This is a genomic window from Micromonospora salmantinae (genome assembly GCF_022230905.1).
GTDB lineage: Bacteria > Actinomycetota > Actinomycetes > Mycobacteriales > Micromonosporaceae > Micromonospora > Micromonospora salmantinae.
The window spans coordinates 170,967-192,663 of record NZ_JAKKFG010000004.1; the positions used below are offsets into that span (position 1 = coordinate 170,967).

The following is a 21,697-nucleotide window of genomic DNA, read 5'->3' on the forward strand; positions in this document are numbered from 1 at the left end:
GTCCCGGCCGAGGGGCAAGAATGACCCCATGTCGTACGACGCGGTGGTGCTGGTGTCCTTCGGCGGGCCCGAACGGCCCGAGGACGTGATGCCGTTCCTGCAGAACGTGACCCGGGGCCGGGGTGTGCCTCCCGAACGACTGGTCGAGGTCGCCGAGCACTACCAGCACTTCGGTGGGGTGTCCCCGATCAACCAGCAGTGCCGGGACCTGCTGGCCGCCGTCCGCGCCGACTTCGCCGCGCACGGTGTCGACCTGCCCATCTACTGGGGCAACCGCAACTGGGACCCGATGCTCGCCGACACCGTGACCCAGATGCGCGACGACGGGGTCACCCGGGCGTTGGCCTTCGTCACCAGCGCGTACGGCGGCTACTCGTCCTGCCGGCAGTACCAGGAGGACATCGCCGCCGCCCGCGCCGCCATCGGCCCGGACGCCCCGGTGATCGAGAAGCTGCGTCAGTTCTGGGACCACCCCGGCTTCGTCGAGCCGCACGTCGACGCGGTTCGGGCGGCGCTGGGCCAGCTCGACCCGGCGAAGCGGGACACCACCCGGCTGGTCTTCACCGCCCACTCCATCCCCAACTCCATGGCGGCGAACGCCGGCCCGCACGGCGGCCGGTACGAGGCGCAGCTGCACGAGACCGCCCGGCTCGTCGCCGCGGCCGCCGCACCCGACCTGGGGTACGACCTGGTCTGGCAGAGCCGCTCCGGCCCGCCGCAGGTGCCGTGGCTGGAACCGGACATCAACGACCACCTGGCCGCCCTCGTGCAGGGCGGCACCACTGGTGTGGTGGTCAGCCCGATCGGGTTCGTCTCCGATCACCTGGAGGTCGTGTGGGACCTGGACACCGAAGCGCTGGAGACGGCGAAGCAGCTCGGCCTGGACTTCGTCCGGGCCGGCACGCCGGGCACCGACCCGCGTTTCGTGACCATGGTTCGTGAGCTGGTCACCGAGCGAACCGACCCGGACGGCGCGCAGCTGCGCCGCCGCCTGGGCGAGCTGCCCATGTGGGACACCTGCGCCACCATCTGTTGCGTACCGACCCGTCGACCCTGACCTCTGAGGATCATCATGCAGGACCGTAAGCCCGTGCAGAGTTGGCTGACCGACATGGACGGCGTGCTGGTGCACGAAGGCCAGCCGGTGCCCGGCGCACCGGAGTTCATCAACCGGATGCGCGCCTCCGGCAAGCCGTTCCTGGTGCTGACCAACAACTCGATCTACACCCCGCGGGACCTGACGGCCCGGCTCAGCCGGATGGGGCTGGACGTGCCGGAGGAGTCGATCTGGTCCTCCGCCCTGGCCACCGGCCAGTTCCTCGCCGACCAGCGGCCGGGTGGCACCGCGTACGTCATCGGTGAGGCCGGGCTGACCACGGCGCTGCACGCCGTCGGCTACGTGCTGACCGACTTCGCCCCCGACTACGTGGTGCTCGGCGAGACCCGCACCTACAGCTTCGAGGCGATCACCAAGGCGGTCCGCCTGATCAACGACGGCGCCCGGTTCATCTGCACCAACCCCGACGTGACCGGCCCGTCCGTGGAGGGCGCGCTACCCGCCGCCGGCTCGGTCGCCGCCATGATCTCCAAGGCGACCGGGGTGGAGCCGTACTTCGTCGGCAAGCCCAACCCGATGATGATGCGCTCGGCGCTCAACACCATCAACGCGCACTCGGAGAGCACCGCGATGATCGGTGACCGGATGGACACCGACATCCTGTGCGGCCTGGAGGCTGGGCTGGAGACGATCCTGGTGCTCACCGGGATCAGCAGCCGCACCGAGGCGGAGCGCTACCCGTACCGCCCGTCCCGCATCATCAACTCGGTAGCGGACCTGCTCGACGAGATCTGATGCTCGTGGCGGTGCTGTGGCGCCCTCCGGTCAGGGGCGCAGGGGGGCGTTGCAGGCGGCCACCAGCGCCTGCCGGCAGGCGGCGGTCAGGGGGCGAAGTGCCGCGTCCCGTTGCTGCGCCTCGTAGTTGTTGATCGCTCCGCCCGGGGCGGCGTGCCCGGCCAACGCCAGCACCCGGTCGAGCACCGCGGCCCGGGCGAAGAGTCGGCGGGCCCGCGGGTCGAAGCCCGGTGGGAGATCGGTGGCGCCGTCCGGGCGGCGGAGTGCGGCCAGCGCACCGGCCAGCTCGGGCCGCCACTGGGCGACGTCGAGGCGGGTCAGCACGGCGGTCGTCTCGGCCAGCGCGGCGGCCAACTCGGCCTCCGCCTCGGCGGCGCCAGGCAACGAGAGTGAGGCGGCGGCGGCGTTGGCCGGCAGCGGGTAGACCCGCCAGAGCACCGTCTCGAAACAGTCCCCGGAGCCGGAGGTGTGCAGCCGCACCTGGGGGATCAGCCCGAGCCCGCCGGCGACCACCGCCTCGCCCGTGACCAGCGCCGCACCGGCGAAGTCGCCGGGGCCGGGCAAACCCCTCGGGTCGCCCGGCGCGGGCAGCACCAGGCGGATCTCGTCCGGGGAGAGCTTGGCCAGGGTGGGCAGCGCGGCGCCCAGCGGGACGTCGGTCCAGGTGCCCGGGGCGTCCGCAACGAGGTGTTCCTCGTCGCCGGCGATGGCGTCGGCGACCTCGTCGTAGGGCACCAACCCGGCGCGCCACGCGCGCACCCAGGCAACGAACCGGCTGGACCGGCGCGGCGCGAGTGTGGCCGCGCCCGTTGCGGGGGTGGACATGCCGAAAGGGTACGTGGTCACGACCGGCCCTGTCTCGGCTGCCGCTCCGGTCGCCCGGCCTGCCCCCAACTGCCCTGTTCGCCCCAATCCCCGCCCCCTGTGGTCGGCGGTCAGAGCGCGGGGCGGTGTGTCGGGGGCCGGGGTGGGCGCGGGCTGGGTTTAGCGTGATCGACATGGCGGGGCGATACGGCGAGGACGTGTTGGCGGGCGATTGGCGACGGCGCAAGGTCACCCCCGAGGTGGACGCCGAACCGGATCTCGTGGTCGAGGATGCCGATTCCGGGTTCTGCGGAGCGGTGGTGGGCTTCGAGGCCGGCGCTGTGGTGTTGGAGGACCGGCACGGTAAGCGGCGCAACTTCCCGCTGCTGCCGGCGGCGTTCCTGCTCGACGGCAGCCCGGTGACGCTGCGCCGCCCGACCCGCGCCGCGGTACCGGCGGCCCGTCGGCGGACCGCGTCCGGTTCGGTTGCCGTGGACAATGTGCGGGCCCAGGTGGCGAAGGCCAGCCGAATCTGGGTGGAGGGCATCCACGACGCCGCGCTGGTCGAGCGGATCTGGGGCGACGATCTACGGATCGAGGGCGTGGTGGTCGAGCCGTTGGACGGCATCGACGCCCTCGACGCCGAGGTACGCGACTTCGGCCCCGGCCCGACCCGACGACTCGGCGTACTCGTCGACCACCTGGTGCCGGGCAGCAAGGAGAGCCGGATCGTCGCCCGGGTGAACTCGCCGCACGTGCTGGTGACCGGGCACCCCTACGTGGACGTGTGGCAGGCGGTCAAGCCGGCCGCGTTGGGCATCGCGGCCTGGCCGGTGGTGCCGCCGGGGCGGCCCTGGAAGGAGGGGGTGTGCGCGGCTCTCGGGGTGGCCGAGCCGGCCGACATGTGGCGGCACATCCTGTCCCGGGTGAACAGCTTCGCCGACGTGGAGACCCCTCTGATCAACGCCATGGAACGCCTCATCGACTTCGTCACCGAGCCGGCCTGACCGCCTGGTCCTCCGGTCCGCCCGGCATGGGTCAGGGAACCTCGTCCGGGCTGCGCGTGAAGACGAACGTGGCGATGTCGACCGCCCGAGCCCGTCCGTCGTCGTCGCGCAGCACCGACAGGATCTCGCCGTTCTCCGGGCCGGACCGTCCCCGCCAGCGGTCCGTCCCCTCGGCGGTGAACCGGCTCACCCGCTCACCGCGTACGTGGGCCACCAGGTCACCCGCGTCCCAGCTCAGGTCCAGCGGAGTGCCCATCCACCACCAGCGGCCGGTCAGCTCGGCCAATTCGGCACCCGGGGCGGCGGGGGCCGGCCGCCACGGCTGCGGGAACGCCGGCTCGGCGTCCAGCACCGTGGTCAGCAGTTGACGGCCGAGTCCGGTGATCGGGAAGCCGTACGAGTTGGCGAAGCCCACCACCGCGGTGCGGGTGGGCCGGTGCACCACGAGGGCGGCCACGTACCCGGGCATCGAGCCGCCGTGCCCGACGTACACGCGCTCGCCGTCGCGGTAGAGCTCCAGCCCCAGGCCGTGCCCGCCGGTCCAGGAGTCGGGGTCGCTGATCACCACGGGGGCACACATCTCGGTCAGCGTCTCGGCGGCCAGCACCGACGGGTCGGGGTCGGCCAGGAACGCGGCCCAGCGGCCCAGGTCCTCGATCGTCGACCAGAGCTGCCCGGCGGGGGCCATGGCGCCGGTGTCGGTGCGGGGTTCCTCGCGCAACGTGCCGTGCCAGGGGTGGACGACGTAGCCGCGGGCGTAGGGCTCGGTGGCCGCGTAGGTGGTGCGGCGCAGGCCCAGCGGGGTGAGGACCCGTTCGTCGAGCAGGTCGGCCCAGTGTGTCCCGGTGAGCCGTTCGAGCAACCCGCCGAGCAGTCCGTACGCCAGGTTGGAGTAGTGGTACGCGCGGTGCGGCGGGTAAGCGATCTTGTCGGCGTCGACCTCGGCGAGCAGGGTGGCCAGGTCGACGCCGGCCGTCCGCTCCCACCAGTCGCCCTCGGGTTCGCGTTGGATGCCGCTGGCGTGGCCGAGCAGTTGGCGCACTGTGAGCGCGCCCACACCGGTGCCCGGCAGGTGCTGCTCCAGCCGGTCGTCCAGGGCCAGTCGGCCGGCGTCGCGCAACTGCATGATCAGGGTGGCGGTCATCGTCTTGCTGATCGAGCCCACCCGGTACTGCAGGTCGACATCCGGGCGGGGGTGATCGCCGGCGACGGCCACATGCGCCAGCGTGCCGTCGCGGACCACGCCCAGCACCAGCGACGGGGTGTGACCGTCGGCCTGTGCCCGGGCGACCCGGGTGTCGATCTGTCGGGCGGTCTCGGGTAGCAGGATCAACGGGATCTCCTCGGGTCGGGCCGCCGATTTGTGGTGTTTTGACGGGCCGGAAAGGGTCTCGCAGAGCCTACTGATCTTCGCGGGGAGGCCGCGCGTGCATTTGCGTGTCACGATCGGGGGGTGGACGCCGTGGTGTGGATCGTTTTGGGTGTGCTGCTGGCCGTCGCCGAGATTTTCACGACGACGCTATTTCTGATCATGTTCGGGGCCGGTGCGTTCGCCGCCGCCGGTGCGGCCGCCCTGGGCGCGCCGGTCGCCGTGCAGGCGCTGGTCTTCGCTGTGGTGTCGGCGTTGAGCCTGGTGGTGGTCCGACCGGTCATCCGGCGGCACAGCCGCTCGGCGCTGGAGAGCGGCGAGCAGCCGTTCGGCGTGGAGGCGATCGAGGGCTCCACGGCGCTGGTGCTGGAACGGGTGGACGCCGAGCAGGGTCTCGTCAAGATCGACGGTGAGTTGTGGAGCGCCCGGTCGTACGACACGACACAGGTCTACGACCCCGGTCAACGGGTTCGGGTGATAAAGGTCCGGGGCGCTACCGCCCTGGTGTGGCAGGACGATGTTTCTTCCGCCGGCGAGCTGCCGGAATCGAGAGGGTGAACGGGATGACCTTAATCGGGGTGGTGGTGATCGCGGTGGCATTGATCGCCGTGATAACGCTGGCCAAGGCGGTGCGGATCGTGCCGCAGCAACGCCAGGACGTGGTGGAACGGCTCGGCAAGTACAAGCGCACCCTCAGCCCCGGCCTCAACCTGCTGGTGCCCTTCGTCGACGCGGTCCGTACCAAGGTCGACATGCGGGAGCAGGTGGTCAGCTTCCCGCCGCAGCCGGTGATCACCTCGGACAACCTGGTGGTCTCGATCGACACGGTCCTCTACTTCAAGGTGGTCGACTCGGTCCGGGCGACCTACGAGATCTCCAGCTTCCTCCAGGCCATCGAGCAGCTGACCGTCACCACGTTGCGTAACGTGATCGGTTCGCTCGATCTGGAGCGCGCGCTGACCAGCCGGGACGAGATCAACAGGCACCTCTCGGGTGTGCTGGACGAGACCACCGGGCGCTGGGGCATCAAGGTGACCCGGGTCGAGATCAAGGCGATCGAGCCGCCGGCCAGCATCCGCGACTCGATGGAGAAGCAGATGCGCGCCGAGCGGGACCGTCGCGCGGCGATCCTCACCGCCGAGGGGCACAAGCAGTCGGTGATCCTCACCGCCGAGGGTGACAAGCAGTCGGCGGTGCTGCGGGCCGACGGTGACCGGCAGGCCCGGATCCTGCAGGCCGAGGGTCAGGCCAAGGCGATCCGTACGGTCTTCGACGCGATCCACCAGGCCAACCCGAGCCAGAAGGTGCTGGCCTACCAGTACCTGCAGGCTCTGCCGCAGATCGCCCAGGGCAGCGCCAACAAGGTCTGGATCGTCCCGGCCGAGCTGACCAAGGCCCTGGAGGGGATGGGTGGCGCGCTCGGTGGGCTGAGCCAGATGGTGGGGGATCTGCCCGCTCCGGAGGCGGCCGAACACGCGAGCCAGGTGGAGCGCGAGGCCGCGGAGGCGGCGCAGGCCGCGGCGGACGCCGCCCAGCAGATCCACGACGAGGTACGCGTCGCCGAGGCGCAGGCCACCGGCGGCAACAAGCCGCAGGGGCTGCCCGCACCGGAGCCGGTGTCTCCGGCCAGCCTGACCGAGGACCCGGCCGACCAGCGCGAGCGCGGCTGATCCGGTACGCCGGCCGCCCGGTCGGCTAAATACGAGAAAGACTCATGGGGCGCTCCGACGCCTGCCACGATCGGTCCTAGGACGGGTGGTGACCAGGCAATCGGGGCGCCCCGGCGCGTCGGTGCACCGCTCGACGACGAGCGAGGTGACGCATGAAGGATCCGGCGAATCGGATGTGGTCCTCGGCCCCGGTGCCCGGCGCACACGACCCGGTCGCCCCGCTGGGCTCCCGGCGCAGCGGTGGCGGGTTCGGCGTACTGCCCTTCGTCGGCGAGCCGACCCCGGGCGCCCCCGCCACGAACGCCAGTTGGGCCTGGTCGGTACGTCGGTTCGCACGGGCGGCGGTCTGGCTGCTGCCCGCGTACGCCATCCTCTACGGCGCGGTGGCGATGGCCAGCGACGGAGGGGTGGGCAACGACCCCTATCCGGCCGACGGCCGGGCGGTGTACCTGATCGGTTGGGTGGCCGCGGTCTGGCTCGGCCTGCTCGCGCTGTTGGCCCTCACCGGGCTGCTGGCCGCGACCCGCAGCCGCCGGGCGGCCGCCGCCGGGCTGCTGGTCAGCATCGCCGGCACCGTGCTGATGCTGCCGTTCGCCGGGTTCGAGGAGCAGACGCCGGTCTTCGGCGCCACCGCGCGGTCGCTGGTCCTGCTCGGCGCGACGTTCTACAGCGCGGGCTGGTTCCTCACCGGGTGGGCGGTGGCCCGCTCGGGCACCTTCAGCCTCGGCGACGGCGTCATGCTGATCATCGCCGCGCCGCTGCTCGGCCTCGGTGGTGCCCTGATCGGCTCGTTGCAGACCTTCGGCGCGATCTTCGTGCTGATCGCGGGCATCGGCATCGGCTACCGCTCCGGCCGCCTGATGCCCCGCGAAACCGCCAGAGACGCCGCCACCGCCAGCCTAAGCACGCCCAACCCCTAACCCACCCCGCCCGGCCTCGGCCTCGGGCCTGCCCCTCGTCCGTTGATCATGAAGTTGTTGCGCTCGGCCTCGGCGTGTCATGGCAACAACTTCATGATCAACGCGGGTCGGGGTGGGGGTGAAGTTGGTGACAATTGGGGGGTGGGGGTGGTCGGTTAGCGGCTTTCATGGCAATCCTGGGGAGCATGGCCGCCCCCCGCTCGCCGCTGTCGCGGCTGTTCACAGTGCTGCTCGCCGGCGTGTTGGCCGGGCTCGTCCTGGCAGTCGCCGCGCTGCCGGGCAACCTGCTGCTCGGGCTCACCGCCCGCTCCGCGCTCGGGTCGTACGCCGCGTTGCCGGCCTCGCTGAAGACCCCGGCCACGCCGCAGCGCTCGTACCTCTACGCCAACGACGGCAAGACGCTGATCACCACGTTCTACGACGTGAACCGCACCGACGTCCCCCTGTCGGAGATCGCCCCGGTCATGCGGCAGGCGATCGTGGCGGCCGAGGACCGGCGCTTCTACGAGCACGGTGGCGCGGACCTGCGCGGCCTGGCCCGGGCGCTGGTGGCAAACGTCAAGGGTGGCGGCACCGAGCAGGGCGGCTCGACGCTGACCATGCAGTACGTCCGTAACGTGCTCAAGACGGACCCCACCCGCACCGCCGAGGAGCGCGCCGCCGCCACCGATCCCACGGTGGGCCGCAAGATCCAGGAGATCCGGTACGCGAGCGCGCTGGACAAGAGCCTCGGCAAGGACGAGATCCTCGACCGGTACCTGAACATCGCCTACTTCGGCTCCGGCGCGTACGGGATCGCGGCGGCCAGTCAGCGGTACTTCGGCAAGCCTCCGGCGCAGTTGACCCTCGCCGAGTCTGCCCTGTTGGCCGGTCTGGTGCAGTCCCCGGACGCGTACAGCCCGATCAGTGGCGACAAGGACGAGGCACTGAGCCGCCGGTCGTACGTGTTGGACTCGATGGTCGCCACCAACGCGATCACCGCCGCGCAGGCCGCCCAGGCCAAGGCCGAGCCGCTGGCCCTGCGCCCCACCGCCCAGCCCAACGGCTGCACCGCCGTCTCCCAGGGCCACGACGACTGGGGCTTCTTCTGCGACTACCTGCGCCAGTGGTGGCTGACCCAGCCGGCCTTCGGGGCGACCGTCGCGGAACGCGAGCAGGCACTGCGTTCGGGCGGCTACACAGTGGTCACCTCGCTGGACCCGAAGATCCAGGCCACCGCGCAGCAGCAGGCCACCAAGGTCTACTCCTACGACAACAAGCGCGCCCTGCCGATCGCGGCGGTCCAGCCGGGCACCGGGCGGGTGTTGGCGATGGCGGTCAACAGGCACTACAGCCTCGCCGACAACCCGGCCGGGCAGGCGAACTACCCGAACACCGTCAACCCGTTGATCTCCGGCGGAGCCAGCGTCGACGGGTACCAGGCAGGCTCCACCTTCAAGCTGTTCACCATGCTCGCCGCGCTGGAGTCGGGCCGTACCCTCTCCACCGGTTTCGACGCGCCCGCCAAGCTGCCCACCCGGTACGCCGCCGAGGGCCCGGGAAGCTGTGACGGCCAATGGTGCCCGGCGAACGCCAACCCGGACTGGATGGACGGGTACCGGATGATGTGGGACGGCTTCGGCCGCTCGGTGAACACCTACTTCGTCTGGCTGGCCGAGCAGGTCGGCCAGGACAAGGTGGTCCAGATGGCGCAGCGGCTCGGCATCACGTTCCGCGCCGACTCGGACGCCGCCTTCGCCAAGAACAACGCCGCGAACTGGGGTTCGTTCACCCTGGGCGTGGCGGCCACCACCCCGCTGGACCTGGCCAACGCGTACGCCACTGTGGCCGCCGAGGGCACCTACTGCACGCCGGTGCCGGTGGTTTCGGTGACCGACGCGGACGGCACGAAGGTGCCGGTGGGGCAGCCCTTCTGCAAGCGGGTGCTCGACGCCGACGTCGCCCGTGCCGCGACGGACGCGGCGCGCTGCCCGGTGGGTCAGCAGTCGGCGTTCGGGCAGTGCAACGGCGGCACCGCCACCGGCGTGAACGACATCCTCGACGGCCGGCCGGTGGCTGGTAAGACGGGTAGCTCGGAGGAGAACTCCACCGAGACGTTCGTCGGCTTCACCCCGCAGATCGCGGTGGCCGGTATCGCCGCCAACCCGGACGACCCGGCCGACTCGGTGGGCTCGGCGGTGCAGGCCAAGGTGATCGACGCGGTCGCCCGGGTCATCGCCACCGCTGTCAAGGGCCAGCCGGAGAAGGCGTTCGCCGCGCCGAGCCACGAGTTGGCCGGTGACCCGCACCGCCCTGTGGAGCGTCCGACGGTCCCGAACCGTCGACAGGACCCCACCACCGACGACCCCCGCTCAGCCCTCCAACGCTGGCTGGACCGCCGAGGCTGACCACCCACCCACCCACCCACCCGCCTCACCCCGCCCCACCCGCCCCCACCCGCCCCCACCCCGCCCCCATCCCCGCGATCTTGCACTTTCGGTTGCCTAAAAGCACCTTCTTGCAAGCTTTTGTCGGTGCAGAAAGTGCAAGATCGCGGGGCCGGCGGGGGCCGGGCCGAGGGCGGGGTTAGCGGTCTCGGCGGCGGGGGCGGTAGCTGGCCAGGGTGGCGGGGAGGCCGCGGCGGATGATTCCGGCCCAGTCGGTGTCGCCGCGTAGCACCGCCGCGGCGGTCTTGCGGGCCTGCTCGACGGTGAAGTGCGGCGGCAGCATCAGCTCCGCCGGGTCGACCAGGGCGTTGATCACCACCGGACGGTCGGCGGCGAGCGCCCGGTCCCAGACGTCGCGCACCTGATCCGGTGAGTCGATCAACTCGCCGTGCAGCCCGAGCACCTCCGCCCACTGGTGGTAGGCGATGTCCGGCAACTGCTGGCTGTCCGGGAACATCGGCGTCCCCTCGGTGGAGCGCTGTTCCCAGCTGACGAACGCCAGATCCCGGTTGTTGAGCACCAGCACCACGAAGCGCGGGTCGGCCCAGCTGCGCCAGTACTTCGCCACGGTGATCAGCTCGTTGACGCCGTTCATCTGCATGGCGCCGTCGCCGATCAGCGCGACCAGCGGCCGGTCCGGGTGGGCGAACTTGGCGCTCAGCGCGTACGGCATGGCGCCGCCCATGGACAGCAGCGTGCCGGAGAGGCTGGCCAGCATGCTGGGGCGTACCTGGATGTGTCGGGCGTACCAGGCGGTGGTGGTGCCGCAGTCGACAGTGAGCAGCACGTCGTCGGGCAGCCGTTCGTTCAGGGTGTGGAAGAGCAACTGCGGGTTGACCGGGTCGGCCGCCTGCTCGGCCAGGTCGTGTTGCACCCGGCGCCACGCCGAGGTGGCCTCGGTGACCTCCGTCCGCCAGGCGGTCGGCCCGGGGCCGGGGCCCAGCTCGTTCAGCAACGCCCGCAGCGTGGGGCGGGCGTCGCCGGTCAGGTTCACCTCGGTCGGGTACCGCAGCCCGAGCTGGGTGCCGTCCAGGTCGATCTGCACTGCGCGGGCCTGCCCGGGCGGCGGGTAGAACTCCGAGTACGGCATGTTGCTGCCCACGATCAGCAGCCGGTCGCAGCCGTTCATCAGCTGCCAGCTCGGTCGGGTGCCGAGCAGCCCGATAGCGCCGGTCACCCACGGTTCGCGGTGGTCGACGGCGGTGAAGCCGAGCAGCGCGGTGGCCACGCCGGCCCCGAGCCGATCCGCGATCTCACGGACCTCGTCGCGCGCGCCGAGGGCACCCTGGCCGACCAGCATGGCCACCCGTTGCCCGCCGCGCAGCACCTCGGCCGCCCGGCGTACGTCCGCCTCCGGCGGCACTGTCGGCGTGCTGCTCGGCGCGTTGCTGGTCTGGTAGTAGCCGTGCGCGTGCGGCGGGTTCGGTACGGCCGGCTCGTCCTGGAGGTCCAGGGGCAGGATCAGGGCGGTGACGGTGCGTCGGGCCAGCGCCGTCCGGCACGCCCGGTCGACGAGGTGGCGTACCTGTGCCGGGTGGTCGAGCTGGGCCAGGAACGCCGCTGCCACGTCCTTGTAGAGGGCGAGCAGGTCGACCTCCTGGTAGTAGCCGCCGCCCTCGGCGGTGGTCGCTGTGTGACCGACCAGGGCGACCACAGGTTGGTGGTCGAGCTTGGCGTCGTACAGGCCGTTGAGCAGGTGGATGGCGCCCGGCCCGCTGGTGACCAGAGCGCAGCCCAGGGGCCCGCCGCCGTACTTGACGTGCGCGGAGGCGGCGAAGCCGGCGGTCTCCTCGTGGCGGACCTGGATGAACTGGGCGCGGCCGTTGGTGCGTTGCAGCGCGGAGGTGAGGCCGTTGATGCCGTCGCCGGGATAGCCGAAGTAGCGGTGTACGCCCCAGCTGAACAGTCGCGACACGATGTGGTCGGCGACGGTCGGACGCCGGGGCAGAGTGCCCGCTTCGTCCGGCGTGGTGTCGTCTGCGCTCACCTGGCTGGTCCTTCCCGTCGCGTCCGATGCCCGCCGGTCATTCCCCTTCTTCTTCGGACAAAACACCCGCTCGGACGGGCGTCGAAGCGCGCTGCTCCGCGTCCGGCAGAATCGTCGGGTGCCCGTCCACGAGATCACCGACCCCGACGACGACCGGATCGCCGACTACCGGGCGCTCACCGACGTCGAGCTGCGCACCCGCTGGGAACCACCGCACGGCCTTTTCATCGCCGAGGGGGAGCTGGTGCTGCGCCGGGCGTTGCGCGCGGGCTACCCGGCGCGGTCGTACCTGGTCGACGCCAAGCGGGTCGACCAGCTCGCCGACCTGGACACCGGCGACGCGCCGGTGTACGCCGCGACCCAGGACGTGCTGCAACGGGCCACCGGCTTCCACGTACACCGGGGGGTGCTGGCGTCGTTCCACCGCCGGCCGCTGCCGACGGCGGCCGAGGTGCTCGCCGCCGCGCGCCGGGTCGTGCTCCTGGAGGACGTGAACAACCACACCAACCTCGGGGCGGTCTTCCGGGGTGCCGCCGCGCTCGGCATCGACGCGGTGCTGCTGTCGCCGTCCTGCGCCGACCCGCTGTACCGGCGCAGTGTCCGGGTCAGCATGGGTGAGGTCTTCGCTATGCCGTACGCGAAGCTCGACCGCTGGCCCGAGGGCCTGGACCAGGTACGGGAGGCCGGCTTCACTGTGCTCGCCATGACGCCCGCGCCGGACGCCGTACCGATCCAGCGGTTGACCCCGGCGCAGCGTGAGCGGGCGGCGCTGCTGCTCGGCGCCGAGGGGCCCGGCCTCACCGCGGCGGCCCAGGCCGCCAGCGACGTGCGGGTGGTCCTTCCGATGCGGCGCGGCGTGGATTCGTTGAACGTGGCCGCCGCGGCGGCGGTGGCGTTCTGGGAGCTGGGACGTGAGGATCCGCCGTTCGGCGGCGAGTAGACCGCTTCGGCTTGCATGGCCATGCGTTCTATTGCATAATTTTCCCCGTGTCCAAGGTTCTCACCTCCCTGCCCACCGGCGAACGTGTCGGCATCGCCTTCTCCGGCGGCCTCGACACCTCGGTCGCGGTCGCGTGGATGCGCGACAAGGGCGCCATTCCCTGCGCCTACACCGCCGACATCGGCCAGTACGACGAGCCCGACATCGCCTCGGTGCCCGGCCGCGCGCTCAGCTACGGCGCCGAGGTCGCTCGTCTGGTCGACTGCCGCGCCGCCCTGGTCGAGGAGGGCCTGGCCGCGTTGACCTGCGGCGCCTTCCACATCCGCACCGGCGGGCGGGCGTACTTCAACACCACTCCGCTGGGCCGCGCCGTGACCGGCACCCTGCTGGTGCGGGCGATGGTCGCCGACGACGTCCAGATCTGGGGCGACGGCTCGACCTTCAAGGGCAACGACATCGAGCGGTTCTACCGGTACGGCCTGCTGGCCAACCCGATGCTGCGCATCTACAAGCCGTGGCTCGACACCGCCTTCGTCACCGAACTGGGCGGGCGCAAGGAGATGTCCGAGTGGCTGCTCGAACGCGGCCTGCCCTACCGGGACAGCACCGAGAAGGCGTACTCGACCGACGCCAACATCTGGGGCGCCACGCACGAGGCGAAGACCCTGGAGCACCTCGACACCGGCATCGAGACGGTCAACCCGATCATGGGCGTCCGGTTCTGGGACCCGTCTGTGGAGATCCCGACCGAGGACGTCACCGTCGGCTTCGACCAGGGTCGCCCGGTCACCATCAACGGCAAGGAGTTCGGCAGCGCCGTCGACCTGGTGCTGGAGGCCAACGCCATCGGCGGCCGGCACGGCCTGGGCATGTCGGACCAGATCGAGAACCGGATCATCGAGGCCAAGAGCCGGGGCATCTACGAGGCGCCCGGGATGGCGCTGCTGCACTACGCGTACGAGCGGCTGGTCAACGCCATCCACAACGAGGACACCCTGGCGAACTACCACAACGAGGGTCGCCGCCTCGGTCGGCTGATGTACGAGGGCCGCTGGCTGGACCCGCAGGCGCTGATGCTGCGCGAGTCGTTGCAGCGGTGGGTCGGCACGGCGGTCACCGGCGAGGTGACGTTGCGGCTGCGCCGGGGCGAGGACTACTCGATCCTGGACACGACCGGCCCGTCGTTCAGCTACCACCCGGACAAGCTGTCGATGGAGCGCACCGAGGACTCGGCGTTCGGCCCGTCGGACCGGATCGGCCAGCTCACCATGCGCAACCTGGACATCGCCGACTCACGGTCGAAGCTGGAGCAGTACGCCTCCCTCGGCCTGGTCGGCGGCGGGAACCCGCAGCGGATGATCGGAGCCGCGCAGGCCGCCTCCACCGGGTTGATCGGCGCGATGCCCGAGGGCGGCGCGGAAGCCATCGCGTCCCGTGGCGTCGCCTCGGCGGAGGACGAGGCGCTCGACCGCGCAGCGATGGAGTTCGGCGTCGACTGACCCCTCGTGCCGGTGGTAAGTCGAGTTCCGGCGTCACGGACGGTAGCGTGTCGGCCGTGTTCCCTACCGTCCGTGAGGTCCTCGGCCTGGACCCGGTCCGCCACGGCGCGCCACGCGTGGTCGCCGGCGACGAAGGGCTGGACCGACCCGTCCGCTGGGTGCACGTCGCCGAGGTGCCGGACATCGCCACCCTGCTCGGCGGTGGCGAACTGGTGCTCACCACCGGCATCGGTCTGCCCGGGGACGACGCCGGGTTACGCGCGTTCATCGGTGATCTCGCCGACGTCGGAGTCTCCGGACTCGTCGTCGAGTTGGGCCGCCGGTACGTCAGCGGTGTGCCCCGGGTGATGGCCGCCGCCGCCGAACGGCGTGGGCTTCCCCTGGTGGAGCTGCGCCGGGCCACCCCGTTCGTCCGGATCACCGAGGCGGTGCACGCGCTGATCGTCGACGCGCAGCTCACCGAGCTGCGCGCCACCGAGGAGATCCACCAGCGGTTCAACGACCTGTCCGTGGAGGGCGCCGACGCCGCCGAGGTGATCCGCCAGGCCGCCGAGCTGTCCGGTTGCCCGGTGGTGCTGGAGAACCTGTCCCGGCAGGTGCTCGGGTACGACCCGGCGGGGGAGAGCGCCGAGCTGCTGCTGGACGGCTGGGAGCAGCACTCCCGGCGGATCCGCCCGGCCGGGCGGACCGCGTACGACCCGGACAGCGGCTGGCTGGTGACCACCGTCGGCGCCCGGGGGCAGGACTGGGGTCGGCTGCTGCTGCGCTGGCCGGCCAGCGGCGACGTGCCCAGCGCCCAGGCCGTCGAACCGACCGCTGGCCCGCCCACCCGGCTCACCATCCTGATCGAGCGGGCCGCGTCCACCCTCGCGTTGGGCCGGCTGATCCGCCGTGACGCCGAGGGCCTGGAACGGCAGATCCACCGCACCCTGCTCACCGCGCTGCTCGACCACTCCCGCCCGGTGGACGAGGTGGGGCTGCGGGCCAAGGCGCTCGGCGTGGTGCTCGACCGGCGACACCTGGTCGGCGTGATGGTCCGGCACCGCGCCGACGATCCCGCTGGGGAGGTCGGCCCCGAGGCCGGCCAGGCCCGGCTACGCGATCTCTCCGAGGCGGTCGGCCAGGCCCTGCGGGAGGCGAAGCTGACCGCGCTGACCAGCGCCGTCGACGACCACTCGGTGGGCGCGCTGCTGGCCCTGCCGGACCCGGCCGCCGAGGACCGCGCGCTGTCCGCGTTCGCCAGCGCCCTTCGTCGGGTACGCCTCGACGCCGGCACCGGCCGGCCGGCACCCGGTGTCGAACCGGCGCGCGCCGCCGCCGGCGTCGACGGGTCCCGCCCCGCATCCGAGGCTTCCCGTGCGGCGGTCGGCGCCGATCCGGCCCGTACTGGCCTCGGCGTAGATCCGTCCCGCGCGGCGTTCGGTGTCGAGGCCGCTCGGTCGGGGGTCGGTGTCGACCCGTTCCGGGGTGCTGGCCCGGGTGGCGTGATCGTGGCCGCCGGCTCCGGGGTGGGCACCCTGCGGGAGGCCCGACGGTCGTTGGTCGAGGCGCGGCAGATCGCCGAGGCGGCCCGGCGTGACCGGCGTGACCTGCCGATCTTCCGGCTGCCGCACGTCGGCCTGGCCGGGCTGCTGCACCTGCTGCGCGACGAGCCCCGCCTCCAGACGTTCGTCGAGCGCGAACTCGGCGCGCTCCTGGAGTACGACGCCCGGCACCCCCGGGAACGGCTGCTCGACACCCTGCGCGCCTACCTGGAGCAGGGGCGCAACAAGTCCGCCGGTGCCGCCGCCGCCCACCTGTCCCGGCCGGCCTTCTACGAACGCCTGGCCCGCATCGCCCGCATCCTCGACGTGGATCTGGACTCGGTAGAGGCCAGCCTCTCCCTACACGTAGCCCTACTGGCCCTGGAAGCAGTCCGCACCCCCTAACCCCGCCCCCACCCCGGCCCTCACCCCGGCCCCGCCCGGCCCCGCCCGGCCCCGCCCGGCCCCGCCCGGCCCCGCCCGGCCCCGCCCGCGTCGATCAAGGAGTTGTGGTGGGGGGCAGAAGGCGCGAAAACGTCTATTGCGCCCACCAGAACGCCATGATCGACGGGGGCGGGGTCGGCCCGGCGTAGGGGTGGGCATAGGGAGCCGGCACGCTATCGAGTTGATGTCGTAAACGAATCGCTCGGCTCGGCTCGGCTCGGCCCGGCCCGGCGCGGCGCGGGTCAACCGTGCCCTGATTCGTTTACGACATCAGCTCCAAAGGAGCAGGGGCACCCTCCCCAGGGGCGGGGCGGGGCGGGGCGGGGCGGGGCGGGGCCGGGCCGGGCCGACTGGGGAAAGTGGGCCCACTTCCGAGTCAGGTGAGGGAATTCAGGGCTTTGGCGTACGTGGGTGGGATGTGGTTGCGGCCGCCGGGGGTGAAGACGTCCGAGTGGGCCACTGCGGACCAGGCCGTCTCCGGGACGGCGTCGACCAGGGCCTGGATCACCGGGGCGTCGCGCCACTGGTCCTGCTCGGCGAGCAGGCCGAGGGCCACCACCGACTCCTCGACCTCGCCCACGCACTCGAACGGCTTGTGCCCGTCCACGCCCAGCAACTCGCGGTAGCCGGGGATCTGCGACTCGTCGGCCAGCAGGTCACCGCCGAAGATGTGGGTGACCCGCTCCCGTGGCATGAACGGCGCCATGGCCAGGAAGACGAAGCGGCACTTCGGGCAGTCACGGCACCAGCGCTCACTCGCGTCGCGCAGCTTGAACGCCTGGTTGCAGCTGGTCACCACGTCGTCGTACCGGGTGAACTCGGCGAACAGCCGGGCGATGTGTAGCTCGGACAGCGAACGCAGCAGGGAGAAGTACGGGTCGGTCAGGCCGGCGTGCTCGGCCAGCGACGCCCGCAGCAACCCCTCCGCCTCGACGCCCTTGGACCACTGGTGGTTGATCTCGTGGCCGTTCCAGACCAGGTTCGGGTCGGACGCCGAACGCTCGTTGGACATCACCACCGGGCCCAGCCCGTGCAGGACGGCGGTGGCCACCGCGATCAGGGAGTTGATGGCGGTGACCGGGATGTGCCCGTTCAGCGCGCCGGCCGCGTTCAGGTCGAACAGCACCGGGTCGATGCGCCGCCGGGCGGCCAGCGGGACCAGCCCGGACGCCTCGTTGACGGCGACGATCACGTGGTTCGGGTTGACCGAGAACGGCACCGGGTCCAGTTCGGCGCGGCGCAGCGCCTCCAGGCTCACGATCGAGTCCTTACCGCCGCCGACCGCCGAGAGCGGGCGACGGTCCGAGTCGTCGTACACCCGGGGTGACTCCGGGGTGCCGGCCGGCGCCTCCGGGCGCAGCTCGAGCACGTGCGGCAGTTGGTTGCGGTACGCGTACTCCGCGAGGCCCTTGGTGTAGACGGCCGTGACGTAGTCGACGGTGGCCGCGCCCAGCGGCGCCGGCAGCACGAGTCGGGGCGGCGCGGCGGCCTTGTAGTAGCTGACCCCGGCGACGAGGTGCAGCACCTCCAGCACCCGGTTGAGGGTCGCCACCGTCTCGTCGGAGGGCGGTTCCGCCGGCAGCGGAAGCGTGATCACCTCGGTGAACCGCTGCTCACCGGCCGGGCCGGTCAGGGCGTAGTCGAACAACACCTCGCCGGTGGCGAAGTCGATCGAGTAGGACGGGAAGGTGAAGGCGTCCATCCGCCGCAGTTGTCCGTTAGGCACAGGTCATACTAGTCCGAGCCTGTCCGCTTGCGAGCAAGGAGATCCTAGGTGCACCTGGCTGACCTGCGCGGACGCTCGGTGGCCGTCTGGGGTACGGGCCGTGAGGGCGTGGCCGCCGTCACCGCCGTCGCCGCGCACGGCCCGGCCAGCCTGGTCGCCGTGGACGACCGGACGAACTTCCTGTCGCTGCCGTGGGAAGGGCCGATCGCCCGGGCCGCGCCGCTGGTGACCGGCGACGACGGGCTCGCTCGGCTGGTCGCGGCGGACGTGGTGATCCGCTCCCCAGGGGTGCCGCAGACGCACCCCTGGATGGTCGAACTCCGCAAACGCGGTATCCCCGTCACGCAGGGCACCGCGCTCTGGATGGCCGACCACGCGGCTCGCACCGTCGGGGTCACCGGCAGCAAGGGCAAGAGCACCACGTCGAGTCTGACCAGCCACCTGCTGAACGCGGTCGAGCGACCGAACCTGTTCGGCGGCAACATCGGCGTACCGACGCTGGAGCTGCCCGAAGCGGACCTCTACGTGCTGGAACTGTCGAGTTACCAGTGCAGTGACCTCACCGACTCGCCGCATGTCGCGGTGGTCACCGCGCTCTTCCCCGAACACCTGGACGCGCATGGCGGTGAGCGGGAGTACTACCGGGACAAGCTCAACCTGATCGCACACGATCCGGCGACCGTGGTGGTTAACGGTACCGACCCGCGGCTCATCGCAGAGCTGGGTGACCGCCCGGTGGTGCGGGCAGGTCTGCCCGACACCACCCACGTCGACGTCGGGCCGGACGGGACGCCCTGGTTCTACCTGGTGGGCCGCCCTCTCTTCCCGCGCGCGGTGCTGCCGTTGGTCGGCCGGCACAACGAGAGCAACCTCTGCGTGGCGTTGGCCGTGCTCGACGCGCTCGGCGTCGACGTGGTCGCCCGCAAGGACACCCTGGCCGTGGCGGTCGCCGAGTTCCAGGGCCTGGCGCACCGGCTCACCGAGATCGTCGACCCGTCCGGCCTCACTTTCGTCGACGACACCCTCGCCACCAGCCCGTACGCGGCGATGCACGCGATCGACGCGTACGACGGGCGGCCGTTGACGGTGATCGTGGGCGGCGCCGACCGGGGCCTTGACTACGGCCCGCTACGTGATCATCTGGCCGAGCGGGAGATCACCGTGATCGGCATCCCGGACAGCGGGTCACGGATCGTGGAGGCCCTCGCCGGACTCCCCGGGGTACGCAGCGAGGTTGTCGAGGACCTGACCGCCGCTGTCCATCAGGCGCGTCGGCTGACCCCGCCCGACGGGGTGGTGCTTCTCTCGCCGGCCGCACCCAGCTATGGCCGGTACCGCAACTTCGAGCATCGTTCGGAGGCGTTCCTCGAGGCGATCGCGCAGACGGCGAACGGTCACCCAACCGTCGTACGGAGCGCCAGCAACGCGGTGTGAAGGGCTCGCATCGAGCGGATCGCCGACCGCAGTTCCTGTAGCACGTCCGAGGGTTCGTAGGCGTGCCGCATTAGGGGATCGGCGAGCGCCGTCGGTTCCAGCCCGACGGTATCGACGCCGCAGCCGTATCGCAGGGTGAGCGTCCTCAGCGCGTCGCAGTGCTGGAACGGCACGTGCAGATCGGTGGTGACCAGCAGGATCCGGTCCGCGGGCTCAGGCCGGCCCACCTGCTCCGCCCAGAAGAGCAGGGTGTCGGCGGTGTTGGCGCGCCGGGTCGCCGGCTCGGTGGAGGGTGCCGCCAGTGTCTGGATGCTCCGGCCCGAGGATCGGTAGGTGCGCAGACGTGACCCTCCGGAGCCCGCCCCGGGGACCAACTGGTCGTCGACGGGCGGGTCGAGGTGGAACGCCCGGACGAGGCCGGCGTCCATCGCATCGAATTCGGTCTGGACACCGGTCAGCCCCAGGCTGCGGGCATGGCCCAGTTCCCGGTCGGTGACGGGCCGGAGACTGCCGAGGCCAGCAACCTGCTCGACGTCCAACCCGTCGACGACGAGATCGGCGGCGAAAGCCGACCGGGCCGCGCAGGTCCGTACCGCTCCGCCGGCGACGAGGACATGACGGTACCGAACGTGCCCCGGCCGGTTGTGACCGCTCAGGCCGAGCGACTCGGCGGCCTGGGCGACCAACTGGTCGACGTCCTCGCCATACCGCGTCTTCTTCGAGTCATACCGTTCCCCACCAGCGCGGTAGTCCCAGTGCTGTGCCGTGAACAGTTCGAGCCATTCGAGTCGATCGGCCAGTTCCAGTGGTGGCGGTGATCCGCCGAACGTCCTGACGAGTTCGGCGACCGCCGCTGCGCCGGTCCACTCGTCGATGGCCAGGACGAGCGTTGACGGGTCGGCCCCAGGCGGGCACGATGGCAGCGCGTGGGTGGGGAAGTGGGTCATGCCGGCGTCGAAGCGGAGGTCGTCGCCTCGACAGCGGCGAGCAGCGCCCGCATCGAGCGGATCGCGGAGCGGATCTCTTGCAGGTATTTCCCCGGGCTGACCGGCTGGTGCAGCGAGGGCTCATGAGACCAGCCGGCCTCGACGCCGACGGTGTCCACCTCGACGCCGAAGGGGACGCCCAGCGTCCGTAGCGCGTCGGCGTGCTGGAAGGGGACATAGATCGCCGACGTGACGACCAGGACCCGGTCATCTGGAGTGAGGGTGACCCGCTCGGCCCAGAAGCGCTGGGTGTCGGCGGTGTTCGCCCGCCGTTGTTCCGGTTCACCCGACGGGGCGGAGAGCACCCGCACGGTGGGTCCGCTCTCCCGTCGGTAGGTGCGGACGGACCAGGACAGGGCCGAGTCGTTTGGAACCTCGTTGGTCTCCACGCTCACCGGCCCGCTGAAGCCGAGGTAGCGCCGGACGCCGGCGTCCATGGCGTCCATCTCGTTCTGACATGCCTCTACGCCCTGGTCCCGCAGGAGCGCGTGCTCCGCGGCGGTGAGCGGCCTACCACTGCCCAGAGCTGCCACCTCGGGGCGACCCACCAGCACGTTGGCCAGCAGCGCCACCGCGTACGAGGTCCGCTGAAGGCATGCGCGAGCGAGGCCGCCGAGCACGAGCAGATGGGTGTACGTGTCGTGCCGCGGTGACCTGGCGCGCACCAGCCCGAGAGCCTCCGCGGCGTTGAGCACCATTGCCCTCTGCTCGGCATCCAGGGTGGGCTCCTGGGCATCGGGCCGTTCCGCTCCCTTGCGGAAGTTCCAGTGGGTGCCGGAGAACTCGTCGAGCCATGCGAGCAGGGCGGCGGTCGTTGCCTGGTCAGTCACGGGGAGCGTGCCGCCGAACAACTCGACCAGGTCACGCATGGGCGGAGACATCACCCAACGATGGACGTCCATTGGGATCGACGGACGCGAGGGGTGTAAATTCTGCCCCGGCAAGGCTACCGGCTCGTAGGTGACCACGACTCTCCCTTCGGCGACCGCGAAGCGATGGCGTGTTGCCGATACTAGGTCCGACGCGGTCTCATCGACAGGCGGCGCTCCGATCCGGGGCCCGCTGGCCCGGCGTCGCCCACGAGGCCAAACCGGTCGGATTTGGCGCAAG

General features: G+C 71.5%; 17 protein-coding genes. 11 read left to right on the top strand and 6 right to left on the bottom strand.

Annotated features, from left to right (window positions below; genetic code table 11):
* The first annotated feature begins 28 nt into the window (after positions 1-28).
* Together PSH03_RS03345 and PSH03_RS03350 are read left to right on the top strand one after the other, a co-directional pair.
* Positions 29-1,057, top strand: a complete 1,029-nt coding sequence (locus tag PSH03_RS03345) for a ferrochelatase (protein ID WP_238688212.1) — start codon at positions 29-31, stop codon at positions 1,055-1,057.
* 15 nt (positions 1,058-1,072) lie between these two features.
* The gene (locus PSH03_RS03350) at positions 1,073-1,852 is read left to right on the top strand and encodes an HAD-IIA family hydrolase (RefSeq protein WP_210786389.1); all 780 of its coding nucleotides are present in this window, start codon (positions 1,073-1,075) and stop codon (positions 1,850-1,852) included.
* Positions 1,853-1,882: 30 nt separating this feature from the next.
* Here the strand turns inward: PSH03_RS03350 and PSH03_RS03355 are convergent, their stop codons facing one another.
* Positions 1,883-2,677, bottom strand: coding sequence for an Rv1486c family protein (locus tag PSH03_RS03355; protein ID WP_210786390.1), 795 nt, complete (start codon positions 2,675-2,677; stop codon positions 1,883-1,885).
* 173 nt (positions 2,678-2,850) lie between these two features.
* Between PSH03_RS03355 and PSH03_RS03360 the strand changes: the two genes are divergently transcribed.
* Positions 2,851-3,663 (top strand): DUF3097 domain-containing protein, encoded by an 813-nt coding sequence (locus PSH03_RS03360; RefSeq protein ID WP_238688213.1) that lies wholly within the window; start codon positions 2,851-2,853, stop codon positions 3,661-3,663.
* Positions 3,664-3,694: 31 nt separating this feature from the next.
* Here PSH03_RS03360 and PSH03_RS03365 read toward each other — a convergent pair whose 3' ends face one another.
* Positions 3,695-4,996: a serine hydrolase domain-containing protein gene (locus tag PSH03_RS03365; protein ID WP_238688214.1), complete on the bottom strand. Its 1,302-nt coding sequence runs from the start codon at positions 4,994-4,996 to the stop codon at positions 3,695-3,697.
* 120 nt (positions 4,997-5,116) lie between these two features.
* Between PSH03_RS03365 and PSH03_RS03370 the strand changes: the two genes are divergently transcribed.
* The 4 genes from PSH03_RS03370 (at position 5,117) to PSH03_RS03385 (ending at position 10,009) form a co-directional block, all read left to right on the top strand.
* Entirely contained in the window at positions 5,117-5,590 is a 474-nt protein-coding gene (locus tag PSH03_RS03370; protein ID WP_091403880.1) for an NfeD family protein, read from the top strand.
* Between the two features lie 5 nt (positions 5,591-5,595).
* Positions 5,596-6,702, top strand: a complete 1,107-nt coding sequence (locus PSH03_RS03375; protein WP_210786393.1) for an SPFH domain-containing protein — start codon at positions 5,596-5,598, stop codon at positions 6,700-6,702.
* A gap of 152 nt (positions 6,703-6,854) precedes the next feature.
* Positions 6,855-7,622 (top strand): hypothetical protein, encoded by a 768-nt coding sequence (locus tag PSH03_RS03380; RefSeq protein WP_210786394.1) that lies wholly within the window; start codon positions 6,855-6,857, stop codon positions 7,620-7,622.
* 185 nt (positions 7,623-7,807) lie between these two features.
* Positions 7,808-10,009 carry a transglycosylase domain-containing protein gene (locus PSH03_RS03385; protein WP_238688215.1) on the top strand — a complete coding sequence of 734 codons (2,202 nt, stop codon included), beginning with the start codon at positions 7,808-7,810 and terminating at the stop codon, positions 10,007-10,009.
* 178 nt (positions 10,010-10,187) lie between these two features.
* Here the strand turns inward: PSH03_RS03385 and PSH03_RS03390 are convergent, their stop codons facing one another.
* Positions 10,188-12,035, bottom strand: a complete 1,848-nt coding sequence (locus tag PSH03_RS03390; protein ID WP_238688216.1) for a thiamine pyrophosphate-requiring protein — start codon at positions 12,033-12,035, stop codon at positions 10,188-10,190.
* Positions 12,036-12,126: 91 nt separating this feature from the next.
* On the opposite strand from PSH03_RS03390, the gene PSH03_RS03395 reads away from it, so the two are divergent.
* The 3 genes from PSH03_RS03395 to PSH03_RS03405 are packed head-to-tail and all read left to right on the top strand — an operon-like array spanning position 12,127 to position 16,402.
* On the top strand, positions 12,127-12,975 hold the full coding sequence (locus tag PSH03_RS03395) for a TrmH family RNA methyltransferase (RefSeq protein WP_225855454.1): 849 nt from the start codon (positions 12,127-12,129) through the stop codon (positions 12,973-12,975).
* Positions 12,976-13,022: 47 nt separating this feature from the next.
* Positions 13,023-14,474: an argininosuccinate synthase gene (argG, locus tag PSH03_RS03400; RefSeq protein ID WP_210787492.1), complete on the top strand. Its 1,452-nt coding sequence runs from the start codon at positions 13,023-13,025 to the stop codon at positions 14,472-14,474.
* Positions 14,475-14,530: 56 nt separating this feature from the next.
* Positions 14,531-16,402, top strand: a complete 1,872-nt coding sequence (locus tag PSH03_RS03405) for a PucR family transcriptional regulator (protein ID WP_502361685.1) — start codon at positions 14,531-14,533, stop codon at positions 16,400-16,402.
* Positions 16,403-16,817: 415 nt separating this feature from the next.
* On the opposite strand, the gene PSH03_RS03410 is transcribed toward PSH03_RS03405, so the two are convergent.
* Positions 16,818-18,167: a MurL-like N-terminal domain-containing gene (locus PSH03_RS03410; RefSeq protein ID WP_238688218.1), complete on the bottom strand. Its 1,350-nt coding sequence runs from the start codon at positions 18,165-18,167 to the stop codon at positions 16,818-16,820.
* 48 nt (positions 18,168-18,215) lie between these two features.
* Here PSH03_RS03410 and murD point away from each other — a divergent pair, with 48 nt between their 5' ends.
* Entirely contained in the window at positions 18,216-19,601 is a 1,386-nt protein-coding gene (gene murD / locus PSH03_RS03415) for a UDP-N-acetylmuramoyl-L-alanine--D-glutamate ligase (RefSeq protein WP_238688219.1), read from the top strand.
* Here murD and PSH03_RS03420 read toward each other — a convergent pair.
* A complete protein-coding gene (locus PSH03_RS03420; protein WP_238688220.1) occupies positions 19,562-20,548 on the bottom strand; it encodes a hypothetical protein in 987 nt (328 codons plus the stop codon). The two genes, murD and PSH03_RS03420, sit on opposite strands and share 40 nt — an antisense overlap.
* Complete coding sequence (locus PSH03_RS03425) at positions 20,545-21,489, bottom strand: hypothetical protein (RefSeq protein ID WP_502361686.1); 945 nt, start codon at positions 21,487-21,489, stop codon at positions 20,545-20,547. Before PSH03_RS03425 ends, PSH03_RS03420 begins: the two co-directional genes overlap by 4 nt.
* Between the last annotated feature and the right edge of the window lie 208 nt (positions 21,490-21,697).